The organism is Nostoc sp., assembly GCF_041747015.1.
In the GTDB taxonomy this organism is placed as follows: Bacteria; Cyanobacteriota; Cyanobacteriia; order Cyanobacteriales; family Nostocaceae; genus Nostoc.
In genome coordinates this window covers 1-13989 of record NZ_JBGTFY010000175.1, presented here as the reverse complement: position 1 = coordinate 13989, position 13989 = coordinate 1, and the positions used below count along the sequence as shown (strand labels likewise).

General features: G+C 42.2%; 15 protein-coding genes. 4 read left to right on the top strand and 11 right to left on the bottom strand.

All coding sequences use genetic code 11. The features are described 5' to 3' along the window. Positions 1-779: 779 nt before the first annotated feature. The 8 genes from petJ to lgt all read right to left on the bottom strand — a co-directional run bounded on the left by petJ (position 780) and on the right by lgt (position 6823). Positions 780-1124 (bottom strand): cytochrome c6 PetJ, encoded by a 345-nt coding sequence (gene petJ / locus ACEW80_RS14035; RefSeq protein ID WP_373527172.1) that lies wholly within the window; start codon positions 1122-1124, stop codon positions 780-782. A 248-nt stretch (positions 1125-1372) separates the two neighbouring features. After that, complete coding sequence (petE, locus tag ACEW80_RS14030) at positions 1373-1792, bottom strand: plastocyanin (RefSeq protein ID WP_373527171.1); 420 nt, start codon at positions 1790-1792, stop codon at positions 1373-1375. 220 nt (positions 1793-2012) lie between these two features. Continuing rightward, positions 2013-2504 (bottom strand): photosystem II cytochrome c-550, encoded by a 492-nt coding sequence (gene psbV / locus ACEW80_RS14025; RefSeq protein ID WP_373527170.1) that lies wholly within the window; start codon positions 2502-2504, stop codon positions 2013-2015. 132 nt (positions 2505-2636) lie between these two features. Continuing rightward, positions 2637-2852, bottom strand: a complete 216-nt coding sequence (locus ACEW80_RS14020; RefSeq protein ID WP_373527169.1) for a hypothetical protein — start codon at positions 2850-2852, stop codon at positions 2637-2639. A gap of 181 nt (positions 2853-3033) precedes the next feature. After that, complete coding sequence (locus ACEW80_RS14015) at positions 3034-3870, bottom strand: carbohydrate ABC transporter permease (RefSeq protein WP_373527168.1); 837 nt, start codon at positions 3868-3870, stop codon at positions 3034-3036. Further along, positions 3867-4775, bottom strand: coding sequence for a carbohydrate ABC transporter permease (locus ACEW80_RS14010; protein WP_373527167.1), 909 nt, complete (start codon positions 4773-4775; stop codon positions 3867-3869). The genes ACEW80_RS14015 and ACEW80_RS14010 overlap by 4 nt, the downstream gene beginning before the upstream one ends. Before the next feature lie 189 nt (positions 4776-4964). Then, a complete protein-coding gene (cobM, locus tag ACEW80_RS14005) occupies positions 4965-5729 on the bottom strand; it encodes a precorrin-4 C(11)-methyltransferase (RefSeq protein ID WP_373527166.1) in 765 nt (254 codons plus the stop codon). Positions 5730-5947: 218 nt separating this feature from the next. Beyond that, positions 5948-6823 carry a prolipoprotein diacylglyceryl transferase gene (lgt, locus tag ACEW80_RS14000; RefSeq protein WP_373527165.1) on the bottom strand — a complete coding sequence of 292 codons (876 nt, stop codon included), beginning with the start codon at positions 6821-6823 and terminating at the stop codon, positions 5948-5950. Between the two features lie 379 nt (positions 6824-7202). Here lgt and coaD point away from each other — a divergent pair, with 379 nt between their 5' ends. From coaD to ACEW80_RS13985, 3 genes are all read left to right on the top strand, one after another. After that, positions 7203-7754: a pantetheine-phosphate adenylyltransferase gene (gene coaD / locus ACEW80_RS13995; RefSeq protein ID WP_373527164.1), complete on the top strand. Its 552-nt coding sequence runs from the start codon at positions 7203-7205 to the stop codon at positions 7752-7754. Then, positions 7664-8332: a DivIVA domain-containing protein gene (locus ACEW80_RS13990; RefSeq protein WP_373527163.1), complete on the top strand. Its 669-nt coding sequence runs from the start codon at positions 7664-7666 to the stop codon at positions 8330-8332. Before coaD ends, ACEW80_RS13990 begins: the two co-directional genes overlap by 91 nt. A 225-nt stretch (positions 8333-8557) precedes the next feature. Continuing rightward, positions 8558-8800 carry a Ycf66 family protein gene (locus tag ACEW80_RS13985; protein ID WP_373527162.1) on the top strand — a complete coding sequence of 81 codons (243 nt, stop codon included), beginning with the start codon at positions 8558-8560 and terminating at the stop codon, positions 8798-8800. Between the two features lie 71 nt (positions 8801-8871). Here the strand turns inward: ACEW80_RS13985 and ACEW80_RS13980 are convergent, their stop codons facing one another. From ACEW80_RS13980 to cysS, 3 genes are all read right to left on the bottom strand, one after another. After that, positions 8872-10218: a TldD/PmbA family protein gene (locus tag ACEW80_RS13980; RefSeq protein ID WP_373527161.1), complete on the bottom strand. Its 1347-nt coding sequence runs from the start codon at positions 10216-10218 to the stop codon at positions 8872-8874. Positions 10219-10443: 225 nt separating this feature from the next. Beyond that, complete coding sequence (locus ACEW80_RS13975; protein ID WP_373527160.1) at positions 10444-11883, bottom strand: TldD/PmbA family protein; 1440 nt, start codon at positions 11881-11883, stop codon at positions 10444-10446. Between the two features lie 88 nt (positions 11884-11971). Continuing rightward, positions 11972-13447 (bottom strand): cysteine--tRNA ligase, encoded by a 1476-nt coding sequence (cysS, locus tag ACEW80_RS13970; protein WP_373527159.1) that lies wholly within the window; start codon positions 13445-13447, stop codon positions 11972-11974. A 137-nt stretch (positions 13448-13584) separates the two neighbouring features. Between cysS and ACEW80_RS13965 the strand changes: the two genes are divergently transcribed. After that, the coding region (locus tag ACEW80_RS13965; protein ID WP_373527158.1) for a GTP-binding protein at positions 13585-13989 on the top strand (405 nt) is incomplete at its 3' end.

The window sequence follows — 13989 nt, the reverse complement described above, 5'->3', positions numbered from 1 at the left end:
AAAGTTATGAATGATAAAGATTTTGAATTTATCATTCATCTTTAGAGTATCGTTTTTAGCAGTTGACGAATTGGCGATCGCTAGTTCGTCATAAATATACTGAGCTTTGAAGTTCGTTAGAAGTTTCTAAGAAGTTAGAACTTACGCATTGACAAAAAATACCAAATATGAATATGGTTAAAAGCCACATCTTTCGTAAGGGTTTAGCAATGCTCATAGGTGTCAGCTTAACGTAAAAGCTTACCCTGATAAGAAGAGTGAAAATTTTTCCATGTACCGCCTAGCTTTTTGATCCCCCCTAACCCCCCTTAAAAAAGGGGGAAATAGAATCTTGTGCCCCCTTTTTAAGGGGGTTGGGGGATCTAAAACGACGATAAATTCTAATGTTTGAGCTTAAGTTGACACCAATGAGCAATGCTAAACCCCTACAGCGTGGTCTATTTACGTAGTATACCGCCGAAGGCATCATAAGGATAATTAATAAAAGCCTGAAACAGCCTATTTTCCTTAATTCACATCACAGTTAATTTGTATAGTGCATAAGTCCTAGAAGTAAATGCATTAAGGGATTTCCAACAAATAAATTATCGTATACAGCACTTCCGGCGGCTATGAGGTACATCCTCAAAGCTGAAAGCTATGACAGGAGAGGGGCAAAAGGAAAATTGTATTGCATAATAGCCGGAAGCGCTGTATTGTAGGGTGGGCTGAAAAGCCAACCTTTAAATACTGACAGCCTTTTTATACTCACCCTAAAAGGACTAAACAGTAGAACTGTATTACCAGCCTTGTTCTGCATTTTGAAAAACGTAAGCAGCTACCTCTAGAATCTCCTGAGGACTTAACTTGTCTTTAAAAGCAGGCATGGCATTTTTACCATTCTGCACTTGATAGATAATCGCCTGGATTGAGTCGTGATCATAATTTTCTAGGTACTTTGACAATGCTTCCTTTTTCAAAGTTTTCTGGCTAATTAGGATATTACCGCCCCCTATGTGGCAAGAAGCACAGTTAGCCTCGAAAATTTTAGCCCCGTTGGATGTTTCGGCAGCTAGTGCTGGACTAATGAATGTAAATTTGAATAGAGCGATCGCCAACAGTAAGATTAATAAAAGTATTCTCAAAATAATTTCCTCGCAACAAGCCTCCAGCAAGAGTATAAACGCGATTAATCTCTGATTAAGTTAAATTTGAGCAAAATTGGCGGTAACAAGTTCACCTCTCCATGAGCGCAGGTTGCTTATGGTCTTAGGCTGGGATAAAACTCGTTACCGCCATTTATCCATTTTTTGCATCACTCTAGGAGTGTGGCATCTTCCTCTTTGCTAATTTCATTGACAAAATTATTTATTTTGTGTCAACGACGATGTTTCTAGCTTTGGACAGTAATTGTACCAACCATGCCAGCACCACGGTGAGGTTCGCAGTAGAAGGTGTAGTCACCAGCAGGCGCGTCTGCGGGGAAAGTTGTTTTTGTGGTTTGACCAGCACTCATCATCAACTGCTTATGAGATAGGGATTTGGCTAAATCAGCACTCTTAGTGGGATTTTTGGCAGCATCAAACACAACATTATGGGGAGGAACTTTGTTGTTCACCCATTCAACTGTGTCGCCTGGTTGAATTGTCAACTTTTTCGGTTCAAATGCCAGCATTCCTTTATCGCTACCCAATTTAACCTTATATGTTTCAGCCGAAGCGCTGGGAGTAAAAACAGCGAAGCTGCTAACAACTAAAAGGATTGTCAACACAGCTAAACTAAGGCGTCGCCAGCTTGCCGAAATTAATTTCATGGCTCTCTCCTAATAAACAATTTTTTTTCCTTTCTCATTTTAAATAAAATCAACGCCAAATATGACAATCTGTCATAGATACAATTTTTTTTTAAGGATGGGGAGCAATTTATTGCAAAAAGCTGTGTAATCAGTAGGGAATGGGGAATGGGGAATGGGGAATGAATTCTTCCCAATGCCCAATGCCCTATTCCCAATAGTTCAGTACTAATTCAGGGATTTAGTAATAGATTTTTCCGCCTCCCCACTTAGTGCCAACAATTTTCGGTTGTAAGAGAATATGACCGGCGATCGCCTCCAAGTTATCATCCGTCAGATTTCGCATTGCTGGGAAAATATCTTCGCTCTTGATACTGGGGTGGATTTCGGAAATCTCTTCTTCCCCGTCGTAAGTAGTGGGATTTTTCAGGTAATCCACCAAGCCTTCGACGTTGTTACGGTTGGGTGTTGCCAGTGCTAGGTCTTCTGGAGCGAGTCCCACGTTTTGGTTTGTCTTGGTAACTCCCCCAGCATGACATTGGGCGCAAGCGTAATTAAATAAGCGTTTGCCTTCTTTGACTTGTTTAAGGCTAAGTACGACGGTATCACCTTGAGCATTTGATGGCACTGTTCGGATCGCTTCGTCCAGTTCCACTGCTGCCGCGCTACCGACAATCAACTGAAACGTGAGTAAAACAGTAACTACAACAACGCCAATTAGTCTTTTAAACATTGTTTCCCCTTAAATATTTTAACGTTCAACACAGCTAAGAACGCGATTCTCAATCTCCAAGCTGCTAATTGCTAATGACTCATTATTTTTTGTCATTAGCTATCAGTGATTAGCCAAAGCCGAGATAACCCTTTAAGTGACTTCGTGATCACCCACCAACTCGCTAGTACCTTTTGGGCATATTTCAGACGATATTTGGAAAATAATTGCCTTTGCATCCTCTAACGCCAAACGGGTCTTTTGGTGTTTGTAGGCAATTAAGAGTTGGTTACACAGAGAAAACAATTTTTCTACAGGAATGCTGTAGTTGGCTGATATCTCTGCGATCGATAGGTCTGCAAAACCCATAGTGCTTATTAACTGAAATTGATAGGTAGAGATTGAGTCGCTGTAATACCAATATCACGTTAAGAGTGCAATTTGTTGCCTAAAATCCGGTTTGGGCATGGGGCATGGGGCATTGGGCATGGGGCATGGGGAGAAATAACTAATGCAATACGCTTGGGACAAGCCCAAAGCCCTATAACTATTAACCTTTTCCTCCGGTAAACGTGACGCTTTGAATAAAGTAACGATTAAAAAAGGCGTAAATGCCTAAAGCCGGCAAGGTGAAGACCATAGAGGCCGCCATAATATAGTTCCAATAACTGATGTATTGACCTTTGAAGGTGTTCAGCCCCAAGGGGAGGGTAAACATTTCTGGGTCAAATAAAATAACTATAGGCAGTAGAAAATTATTCCAACTTCCCATAAACACAAAAACTGCCTGTGCTGCCAGTGCTGGTTTTGCCAAAGGTAAGACAATATGTCGGAAAATTCCCAAGGGATTTAAGCCATCCAGTTGAGCTGCTTCTTCTAATTCTTTAGGAAAATTAACAAAAAACTGCCGCATCATGAAGATGAAAGTGGCATTTACCATACTGGGTACAATCATCCCTTGGTAAGAATTCAGCCAGCCGATCGCTTTCAAAATCAAAAATGTTGGAATTAAGGTGATTTGCGCCGGTACTGCCAGTACTGCCAAAATTAGGAAAAACCAAAAGCGTTTACCCACAAAGCGCAGTCTCGCCAAGGCATAACCTGCCATTGAATTTAATAACAAGTTTAAAAGAGTGACGCTGGCGGCAATTACCACACTGTTGAACAACCAGCGCCAAAATAACGGTTCTTGGAGAAAGATTTGCCTGTAATTGTCGAGAGTGAAATTTTTAGGGAGAAAATTAGGTTCACCGCCGACAATCTCTCTTAGCGGCTTAAATGATGCTGAAAGTGCCCAGAGGAAGGGAATTAGAGTGATCAGGGCATAGAGTGTCAGCAATAGGTATAACAGGGCTTTGAGCCAGGAGAAACTAGCGATTTTAGTCAAATCCGTTCGCCTCCAAAAAGTCGCCGCTGAATCAAGGTGATGCTAATGATCACCGCTGCCAACAAAAAGGCGATCGCAGCTGCATATCCCATTTGTAAATTCCGAAACACAGCTTGGTAAATTAGTAGCACCACAGTTAAGGTGGCGTTGTTTGGCCCGCCAGTACCGCCAGAGAAAATGTAGGACTGATCAAACAATTGAAAAGTGCCAATCACCCCTACTGCTACCACAAAGAAGGTTACAGGCTGAAGCAAAGGAATAGTGATGTTGATAAACTTTTGCCATCCATTTGCCCCATCAAGTTCTGCTGCCTCATATAGTGTTTGAGAGATATCCTGCAACGCTGCCAGATAAATCACCATGAAAAATGGCGCAGTTGACCAAATGTTCATGATCATAATGCCTTTGAGCGCAACTGCCGGATCACCCAACCAGTTATAAGTAGGTAGCCCCAGAAAAGCGAGAAAATCGTTTAGTAGTCCATCGGTGTTATAAATCCACATGAAGATGAGCGTCAGCACTGCTGAAGAAGTGACTGTCGGCAAAAAATAGACGATGCGCCACCAGTTTTTACCACGAATCCCCGAATTCAGAGTTACAGCCAGAATTAAAGCCAGGATAGTTTGAGCTGGTACAACAATGGCTACATATTCTGCGGTGTTTCTCAAAGCAATCCAAACCCGTTCATCTTCAGCTAATCGCCCGAAGTTCCGAAAACCGATGAACTCGTACTCAATACCGCCGAGAAGTTGAACTTTTTGCAGGGAAAGAAAAATGGCGTAGAGAATTGGTAAGACTACAAAAGTTCCTAAAACTAGAATGGTGGGCATCATAAATATGTACCCAGCAAAGTCTTCTGTGATATTCCACCTGGGGTTACTCCGTCGTCTCCTAATTTCAAACACTATTTAACCTCTGCCTAATCCAGCAATAACCTGACTGTAACGATAGGTCATGCATGATTATTTATCGTACTCCGTGTCAATAACTCGGAACTTTGTACTTGCTATCAAGCCTTAAAAAGGGTAACTAACTTTGCTTTGTGTTGTCTATTACATGACAAAACAAGTACAAAATGCCCAATGTCGCAGCATTTAGTGATGAGATGAGCGAAATAGATGACTATGTTCGGGATGATATAAACGCGATCGCCCTGTTGCTGGCAAGAGTGCTGGACTGATTATATAAAGTGTAGTGCGAATTAATTTCTCTTGATGAGTACAGTCTGCCATTTGGTTAAGGGGGACAACCCTGATTTTTTCATCAGGCCATCCGATGCGAAAGCAAATCGCAATGGGGGTTTCGGCTGGATAGTGTTCGAGTAGTTTGGCTTGGGCATTTTCGACGTGACGCGCACTGAGATATAAGCAGAGGCTAGCCTGATGTGCCGCCAGAGAGGCTAATTCTTCAGTGGCGGGGACTTCTGTACGTCCGCTGATGCGTGTCAAAATGATGGTTTGGACTAAACCAGGGACAGTCAGTTCTATTTTGAGTTTGGCAGCAGCAGCTTGAAAGGCGCTGATACCAGGTATAACTTCAAAAGGAATATTTGCCTCTGCTAGGAGGTGCATTTGCTCGTGGATGGCGCTGTAGAGACTAGGATCGCCAGAATGGAGACGGACTAGAGATTTTTGCTGCGATCGCACCCTATCGATCATAATCGGCAAAATCTCTTCTAAAGTCTGATTCGCAGTCCTAATGATCTCCGCATCTTGGCGGCAAAGTGACAAAATCTGTTCGGGTATTAGGGAATCAGCAAATAAAATTACATCAGCAACAGCCAGTAGTTTCTGCGCCTTAACCGTTAATAAATCAGGATCTCCTGGGCCTGCTCCCACAATGTACACAGATGGTTCCATAGCATATAGTGTGTTTTTAGAGCTGAGGTTCTCTGTATATTCACTTCTAAAAGAACACACGGCAATTCCTCAAAAATTTTTTTTGGCAAATTCTTCAGTATCTTTCCGGATTCACCCTCTTTCGATAGTAGAGAGTAATGGTAGATGCACCCTGGTTAAGCCCTAGAGAATATTCTGGGGCATTTTTTATTTTTCATTCATCCTGCCCCACTACCTACCTACTCTCTATTCCCCTCATTTCCCTGAGCAGTAGGAACGACATCAGGTAAAGGGCGTTTGAGTAAATAAAGCCAAGCTAACCCAAATAATCCCAACAAAATTCCTAGACAACTGACTACTTGTGCTATCCGTAACGGACCTAGCATCAAGCTATCAGTGCGAAAACCTTCTATCCACAAGCGTCCTAAGCTGTAGGCTGGCCAGTAAACTAAAAACAGCGTGCCTACCTTCAAACGTGGCTTACCGGATAAAGACCGGAAAAATAACGTTATTAGCAGCGCAAACACCATTAAATCCCATAGAGATTCGTAGAGGAAAGTGGGATGAAAGTAATCGAAACTAGCATACTCTAGAGGACGATGGTCTGGTGGAATATACAGCTTCCAGGGTAAATCAGTGGGATCGCCAAAAGCTTCAGAATTGAAGAAATTGCCCCAACGCCCAAGCGCTTGCCCGAAAATTAGCGAAGGTGCTACTAAATCCGCCAGTTGCCAGAAAGAAACCTGCTTAATTTTGGCAAAGATTAAAGCTGCCAAAGCACCACCCAGAATCGCTCCGTGAATGGCAATACCTCCTTCCCAGATAGCAAATATTTTTCCTGGAGTTGGGGCATATTTTGACCACTCAAACAAAACGTAATATAGACGTGCGCCGGGAATTGCCCCAATCAACAACCAAAAGAATAAATCGCCTAGCAACTCTGGATCAACATTACGACGCTTTGCCAAATTCTGGGAAAGGATAACGCCAATCAACACTGCTGTAGCAATCAACAAGCCATACCAGCGGATAGTTAGTGGCCCTATTTTCACCAGAATCGGTCCTGGAGAAGTAAATTGAAACGCCAAGGGCAAGGTGGAAAAATCCAGTGCCATGAAAAATTACCTAGAAAAGTTCGTTAACTACCCGCGTACTTTACTAAGTACGGAGTTTCTTAAGCCTGAAATACCGGAGCTACACTTGAATCCTCCACAATATTGTGGACACGCAAGTAAAAATCCAACATCCATATTTAGGAGTCTAATTCCTAACGCCTAGTTGAGCATAACTTATGCCACAAGAACAATTGACCAACTGAGTGCTAAGTTCCGCAACTTCTAAGCAGCGGCTTTTGCCGATCTAAACTTCGGTGACTTTTAACTCAGCACTCTTTATTTTTGCACTTTTACTCAGAACACAAGATGGTAGATTTGAGTAAGTTACACAAAACGGTTTCGATATAATCACCTAAACAACTTTGATATATCTAAAATTGTGATTGCCATTTATCCTGGTAGCTTCGACCCCATCACCTTGGGACACCTTGACCTCATCCAGCGCGGTAGTCGGCTGTTTGAACGGGTGATTGTCGCTGTACTGCGGAATCCTAACAAAATGCCACTTTTTAGCGTCCAGCAACGGCTAGAGCAGATCCGTGTTTCTACACAACATCTACCTAATATAGAAGTAGACAGCTTCGACGGTCTGACTGTCAACTATGCCCAAATGCGACAAGCACAAGTTCTGCTCCGGGGTTTACGGGCTGTGTCAGATTTTGAAGTGGAACTGCAAATGGCTCACACTAATAAAACTCTTTCTACCGAAATAGAAACAGTTTTTTTCGCAACCTCAAATGAGTATAGTTTTTTAAGTAGTAGTGTGGTAAAAGAGATTGCAAGGTTTGGTGGTTCTATCGATCATCTCGTTCCCCAACACATTGCCCTAGATATATACCAATGCTACAATCACAACTCTCCAATGTTGAACCCAATCTCAACGGAAGCAACCCTCCCCCTGAAGAGTATCTCAGTGGATCGAGAAGCATAGATATTCAGCAGGAACTCAACCGCCTAGAGGAAATGGTTCTCTCTAGTCTGAGAATTCCGCTGACGGGACGCACACTAATAGACGAAGAAAAGCTACTAGATCAGCTTGATTACATCCGGCTGGCCTTACCATCACTTTTTCAAGAAGCAGCGGCGATTTTGAAACAAAAGGAGGAAATTCTGCTGGAAGCAGAAGAGTATGGGCAGCAACTTGTTGAAGCAGCGCAAGCAAAAAGAGCGCAAATTTTAGCTGAAAGCGATATTATTCAACGGGCAGAACAAGAAGCTGAACAACTGCGGCGACAAGTTCAACAAGAGTGTGAGGCAATAATGCAAGAAACTCTCACCGAAATTGACCGCAAGCGGTATGCTTGTCAGCAAGAGTTAGACCAAATACGACAAACTGCGATCGCTCACGCTCAAGAAATTGAAGATGGTGCTGATGTATATGCTGATGGCGTTTTGGGAAATATCGAGCAGGATCTCAAAGAGATGTTGCGAATTATCACCAACGGACGGCAACAATTGCAAATTGATAACCTCACCCAGCGCAATTCACCCCCTGGCAAGAAAAAATAGAGGTTCTAAGGAGAGATGGGAAAAGATTATAAGTTGGGTTTCGCTATTGCTTAACCCAACAATTTTTATTAAGGAAGACTTTTGAAGAACCTACCTAGTAACAGATTTAAAATTTTAGCTTGTAATTAAGCAGGATTTTTAATAAATGTTCACTTTCGCTCAAGTTAACTTTGGAGTAAATCTAGTTGGTTTAATTGGAATTATTTGCTTTGGGCAATTATTTACTTGATTTTAACAGTAGCTTGGCTAGCCCAACGTGGAACCAGACTTAGAGGTTGGGCTTTAGCCCTTTACATTATCCAACTTATATTTACGCCAATTATAATGTTGTTAAGTGGAGCAATCTTGTTGTATCAAGGTTGGCGTTTAGATCCAATTCTTCAATTTGAGCAATTTTTATTGTTGATATTAATTCTTTACCTGAGTATCAAAGATATTGTAATTAATGCAGTTTATAGAGATAGATAATTTTATAATTTGGTGTAGAGACGTAAAATTTTGCGTCTCTACCAAGAATACGGTGTTTTTACACAAGACGACTACAAAGTATATGTAAAATCTTCCACTAGCATACCGGGAGCTAAAATACCTCCAAGTTGGCGACTTTCGTATGTACCGACTTCAGGAATGAATTCTTGAAAAGTGGTAAAATCGACTAAGTTTTCTCCCCAGAAGCGGTAGAGACTTTCATCAAAACGCAAGTTTTCAATGGGGGCAATAATTTCTCCCCTTTCTACCCAAAAACAAGCATAACGGGTCATACCTGTGATTCTACCAGTTTGGCGATCGCTCCAATTCAAGTAATGCAAATTCGATAAATATAATCCGGTATCCAAACTCGGAATAATTTGCTCAAATCCTAAATTTCCCGGACTCACTTCTGGCGCTCGTAAAGTCTCTGAAGCATTAGCGCCATTACTAATTTTTTGATATTCCTTAGCAGTCCGGGAATTAACTAGAGTATTTATCAAATCTCCTTTTTCTATTATAGGTATCTCTGGTGCTGCTATTTCTCCCAATTCATTAAATCGCGGTACTAATCCCCGTTGAAAGTTTTCTTTTAAACTAAATGCGGTCGAAAGTTGTTTTTCTTCACGCCATAGAGCAGCTAAAGCACTGTTTCCTTGTTGGATATCAGCTTCGCTTAAAGATCCCCAAGAAAGCATCATTAATAAATCTGCAACAGCAGCAGGTGCAAAATAAGTTTTGTATTGTCCCCGTGGCAATTCTTTAGCTGAACGAGAGAGCAATTCTAGTTGCTTTTTGGCTTCGCTGATTTTGGCTAAATAAGCAGATTTATCCCAATCACTCCCTGCAAATGTACCCTTAACTGCTTGTCCAGATGTAGTGAATAGAGAATAATCTAAGGTAAAAGAATCAGTAGCAAACCAGTGTTTCTGTCCGTTGGAATCACCATAAGCTTTAATTACTTTTCCTCCTGCATATATACCAGTAAAATCCAATCCAGCAACTAGTTCTAGCACCGTTGGCACTACTGCTTCCGCCGCCAATAAATTTCCAAAGTGTACTTCCCGGCTGGTATTAGTTCCTGATGGTAAAACTAGATATGGATCGATAGGTAATAGAAGAAGTTCGTCACGTAGTTCCTGTAAAGCAGCATATGCTAACTGCCAATCTATATCCCAATTTCCAGTAAAGGGAAACTGCCGAATACTACTGCGTTGATCTGCCATTAAAGTTAGTTCGAGCCAACCATCAGTTACACAACCAGTTTGTCGAACTTTCGCATAATTGAAACGAGTAAATTGACTTCTTTCACTGCTTAGTCTGACAGTGAATTGTTCATTTTCTGCTTTTTTGATAAGCAGAGTTTCAATTAGTCGATTAAAGCTGACTTCTAACGCAGATAATTCCTCAATTTTCATAAATATTAAATATTAATAGGGAATAGGGAGAAGGAGAAAATTAGGAGTTAGAGGAATTTTTGTAAGTAGCTAGGCATAAATAAATTAAAGTTTGTAGTAAGGACTTTAGTCCTGAAAATCCTTGCTTTGAACGATGAATTGCTCACTACGAACTAGGATTTTATTTTATGTTTAATTATGCCTACCTACTTAATTCAAAACTCCTAACTCTTGTATTTGCGCTTTTCAAGTTCCTCCACCAAAAACTTCGACATTGGCAAATACACAAACAGGTGAACCATGTCCTACCCAAATAGCCTGATTTGGTTCTCCTTTACCACAATAAGGAGTACCATACATTTGCCAGTTTTCAGCATTTCCTACTTGAATTAAGCTGTGCCAAAATTCCGGTGTTATGGCACGATAGTTAGGATTACGAAGGGTTTTGGTGAATTTGCCATTTTCAATTAATTTGGCATACTCGCAACCAAATTGAAATTTATAGCGGCGATCGTCAATTGACCAAGATCGGTTAGATTCCATATAAACGCCGTGTTCTATCCCAGCAATAATGTCTTCAAAGGTAGCATTCAGAGGTTCTAAATTTAAGTTTGCCATGCGATCGATCGCTGGTCGATTCCATGAGGAAGCACGGGCACAGGCAACTCCTGGTACACCTGCTCTTACCTGACTCTCTAAACTGCCCAAACCTCTTTGGAGTACACCTTCTTTGACCAAATATTCCCGCGTTGCTACAGCACCGATATCATCAAAGCCATAGCTGGCAAATTCACCAGGCACAGTGGGATCAAAGGTAATGTTCATTAATGGCGAACCATATACTAGGTTGCCAAAATCACTTTTGTTAACAAAGCTGCCCCCAGCATAATTACGCTCATCTCCCAAAATTCGGTCAATTTCTAGGGGATGTCCAACACTTTCATGGATTTGCAGCATCATTTGATCTGGTGCTAAAACTAAATTGGTACGCGTGTTTGGGCATTCGTCTGCTGTCAAGAGTTCTACTGCTTGTTCTCCAATTTCCCGCACCCGATGCCATAAGTCTTCTTGTTTTAAAAGCTCTAGTCCGCCTTGATAACAGTTTGCTTGCGAACCGTTGTTGCTACGCTGTTGTACGATCGCACCATCTTGGGCAGTGGCTCCATAATTAGTGCCTATAGATAGAATTTTTTGATACACTTCTGAGCCGTTGCTGCTGACAAACCAAGACTCCCTCTCGGTTGTGCTGGCACTGGCTATGGTTTGTACAATTTTGTCGTCAACTTTCAGCGTTTGGCAAATGCGAACCAGTAAATCGTTGAGTTCTCCCGGACTCAGAGCATCCAATGGCTCAAGAAATGGAGAGTGATATTCACCAACGACTTTAGGGCGCTCACTTTCACCAAAAGGATGTATCCACCATTCACTGGCTGCTAGTGCCTGGTTATAGGCTGTTTGAGCAGCAGTTTGGAGGGAAGACAGATCCAAAGAGTTTGTAGCTGCATAACCCAGACAGCCATTAACCAAAACTTCCAGCATGGCTCCGACAGTGAAGGATTTGCCGTTTAACTGGGGTAAGCCATCACGGACTGCACGGGTAGTAGAAGTTTCCTTTACGGCTCTAATACCAATCCAATCAGCAGGAATGTCGAAACTAGCGATCGCTTTTTTAAGTTCAGTCCACATAATTTAATAATTTGGGAATGGGGCATTGGGCATTGGGCATTGGGCATTGGGAAGAATTCAATTCCTAATCCCTAGTTTCCAGTACCCTCTAATTCCGATGCCAGCGTGTGCCATCACGGCTATCAATTAGCGTAATACTTTGTGCTTGAAGTTCGTCACGAATGCGATCACTTTCGGCAAAATTCTTAGCAATACGTGCTTGTTGCCTTTGCTGAATTTTCGCTTCAATGTCCGCATCGCTTAAACCATTACTCGTGTGAGTTTCGGCTTCTATCTGGGCTTCTAAACCCAAGACTCCAGCTAATGTGACAAGAGTTTGCCATTGCCGTTGTAACTCCTCTGGTGATGTTTTGGTTTGCCCTTCATGCACAAGAATATTTCCCTCACGGCGTAGTTCTTTGGCTAGTTCAAACAGCACTGTTAATCCACCAGGAAAATTAAAGTCGTTATTCACAGTTTCTTGGAAGCGCTCAACATCTGAATTTTGGATTAGGGAATTTTCCGCATCTTCCACTTCCCAGCCTAGTTTTTCACCGTATTGGTAGCCAAAAAGCAAACCTTCTTTAATGGTGTGCCAACCGTTTGTTGCTGCGGCGATCGCTTCATCGGTAAAATCTATGGGTGTGCTATATTGAGCGGTCAGCACAAATAACCGCACTGCCATCGGGTTAACTCCTCGATCCAGTAAGTCTCGAATAGTGGTAAAGTTGCCCAAAGATTTAGACATTTTTTCCCCATCTACCTTCACCATACCGTTATGTAACCAGTAACGAGCTAGGGGTTTTCCTGTCACAGCTTCAGATTGGGCAATTTCGTTTTCGTGATGGGGAAAAATCAAGTCAGCACCACCAGCATGAATATCTATGGTATCACCCAAGCGATCGCGCACCATTGCCGAGCATTCAATGTGCCATCCCGGACGACCTGCGCCCCAAGGTGATTCCCAAGCAGGTTCTCCCGGTTTTGCTGCCTTCCACAAAGCAAAATCAAAGGGATCTTTCTTTTTCTGGTACTCTGGATCTTCGACGTTGACGCCGCAGCTACGCCCGTCGTAGACATCGCTTTTCCCCGCTTGAATATCTTCTAACTTGCGTCCAGAAAGCTTGCCATACTCAGAAAACTGTCGGACTGCATAATACACATCGCCGCCAGCAGGGTAGGCAAAACCCTTATTTTCTAACTCATGAATTAACCGTTGAATGCCATTCATCGTGTGGGTAGCGCGGGGATACTCATCAGCTTCTTTGATCCCCAGCCGCGCCATATCCTCAAAATATGCTTTGATGAAGCGATCGGCTACAACTTCCATTGATGAATGTTCAAGACAAGCTCGATTCAGAATCTTGTCATCAATATCAGTAAAATTTTGGACATATCGGACTTCATAGCCGATAAACTGGAGGTATCGGCGTACTACGTCCCAAACGATGCAAGCTCTGGCATGACCCAAATGGCAGTAATCATATACCGTCACGCCGCAGTAATACATCTTAACCTTGCCTGGTTCGACTGTTTCAAACGGTTCTTGACGACGGGTGAGGGTATTGTAAAGGGTTAGGGTCATAACAGAGTAATGCTGAAATAAGGAGATACGTAATAATAGGGTAAGGCAGCTGGGATGACAGTCCAGCATCCCTATGCTAGTGTTTTCTGGACTATCTGCGCTACATTACTATTTTTTGACTATTTGATAACAGCGCTATGCAATCAGCAGTTACACCCGACTCTTCCGCAATGGATACGCCCAAACAAGGAATGCCAGTAACAATCATTACGGGTTTCCTCGGTAGTGGCAAGACGACTTTACTTAATCATATCCTCAACAACCAACAGGGTTTAAAAACCGCTGTTCTAGTGAATGAATTTGGTGAAATTGGCATCGACAACGAGCTAATTGTTTCCACTGGTGAAAACATGGTGGAGCTAAGTAATGGTTGTATCTGCTGCACTATTAATAATGATTTAGTAGATGCAGTTTACAAAGTTTTAGAACGCCAAGAAAATCTAGATTATCTAGTAGTGGAAACAACTGGATTGGCAGATCCGCTACCAGTAGCGTTAACATTTTTGGGCACAGAATTGCGGGATTTAACCCGCTTGGATTCG

Bases quoted from the DNA above. Each gene is read 5' to 3' on its own strand.
- petE (WP_373527171.1), bottom strand. From the start codon at position 1,792: ATGAAATTAATTTCGGCAAGCTGGCGACGCCTTAGTTTAGCTGTGTTG.
- psbV (WP_373527170.1), bottom strand. From the start codon at position 2,504: ATGTTTAAAAGACTAATTGGCGTTGTTGTAGTTACTGTTTTACTCACG.
- ACEW80_RS14020 (WP_373527169.1), bottom strand. From the start codon at position 2,852: ATGGGTTTTGCAGACCTATCGATCGCAGAGATATCAGCCAACTACAGC.
- cobM (WP_373527166.1), bottom strand. From the start codon at position 5,729: ATGGAACCATCTGTGTACATTGTGGGAGCAGGCCCAGGAGATCCTGAT.
- lgt (WP_373527165.1), bottom strand. From the start codon at position 6,823: ATGGCACTGGATTTTTCCACCTTGCCCTTGGCGTTTCAATTTACTTCT.
- ACEW80_RS13990 (WP_373527163.1), top strand. From the start codon at position 7,664: ATGCTACAATCACAACTCTCCAATGTTGAACCCAATCTCAACGGAAGC.
- ACEW80_RS13980 (WP_373527161.1), bottom strand. From the start codon at position 10,218: ATGAAAATTGAGGAATTATCTGCGTTAGAAGTCAGCTTTAATCGACTA.
- ACEW80_RS13975 (WP_373527160.1), bottom strand. From the start codon at position 11,883: ATGTGGACTGAACTTAAAAAAGCGATCGCTAGTTTCGACATTCCTGCT.
- cysS (WP_373527159.1), bottom strand. From the start codon at position 13,447: ATGACCCTAACCCTTTACAATACCCTCACCCGTCGTCAAGAACCGTTT.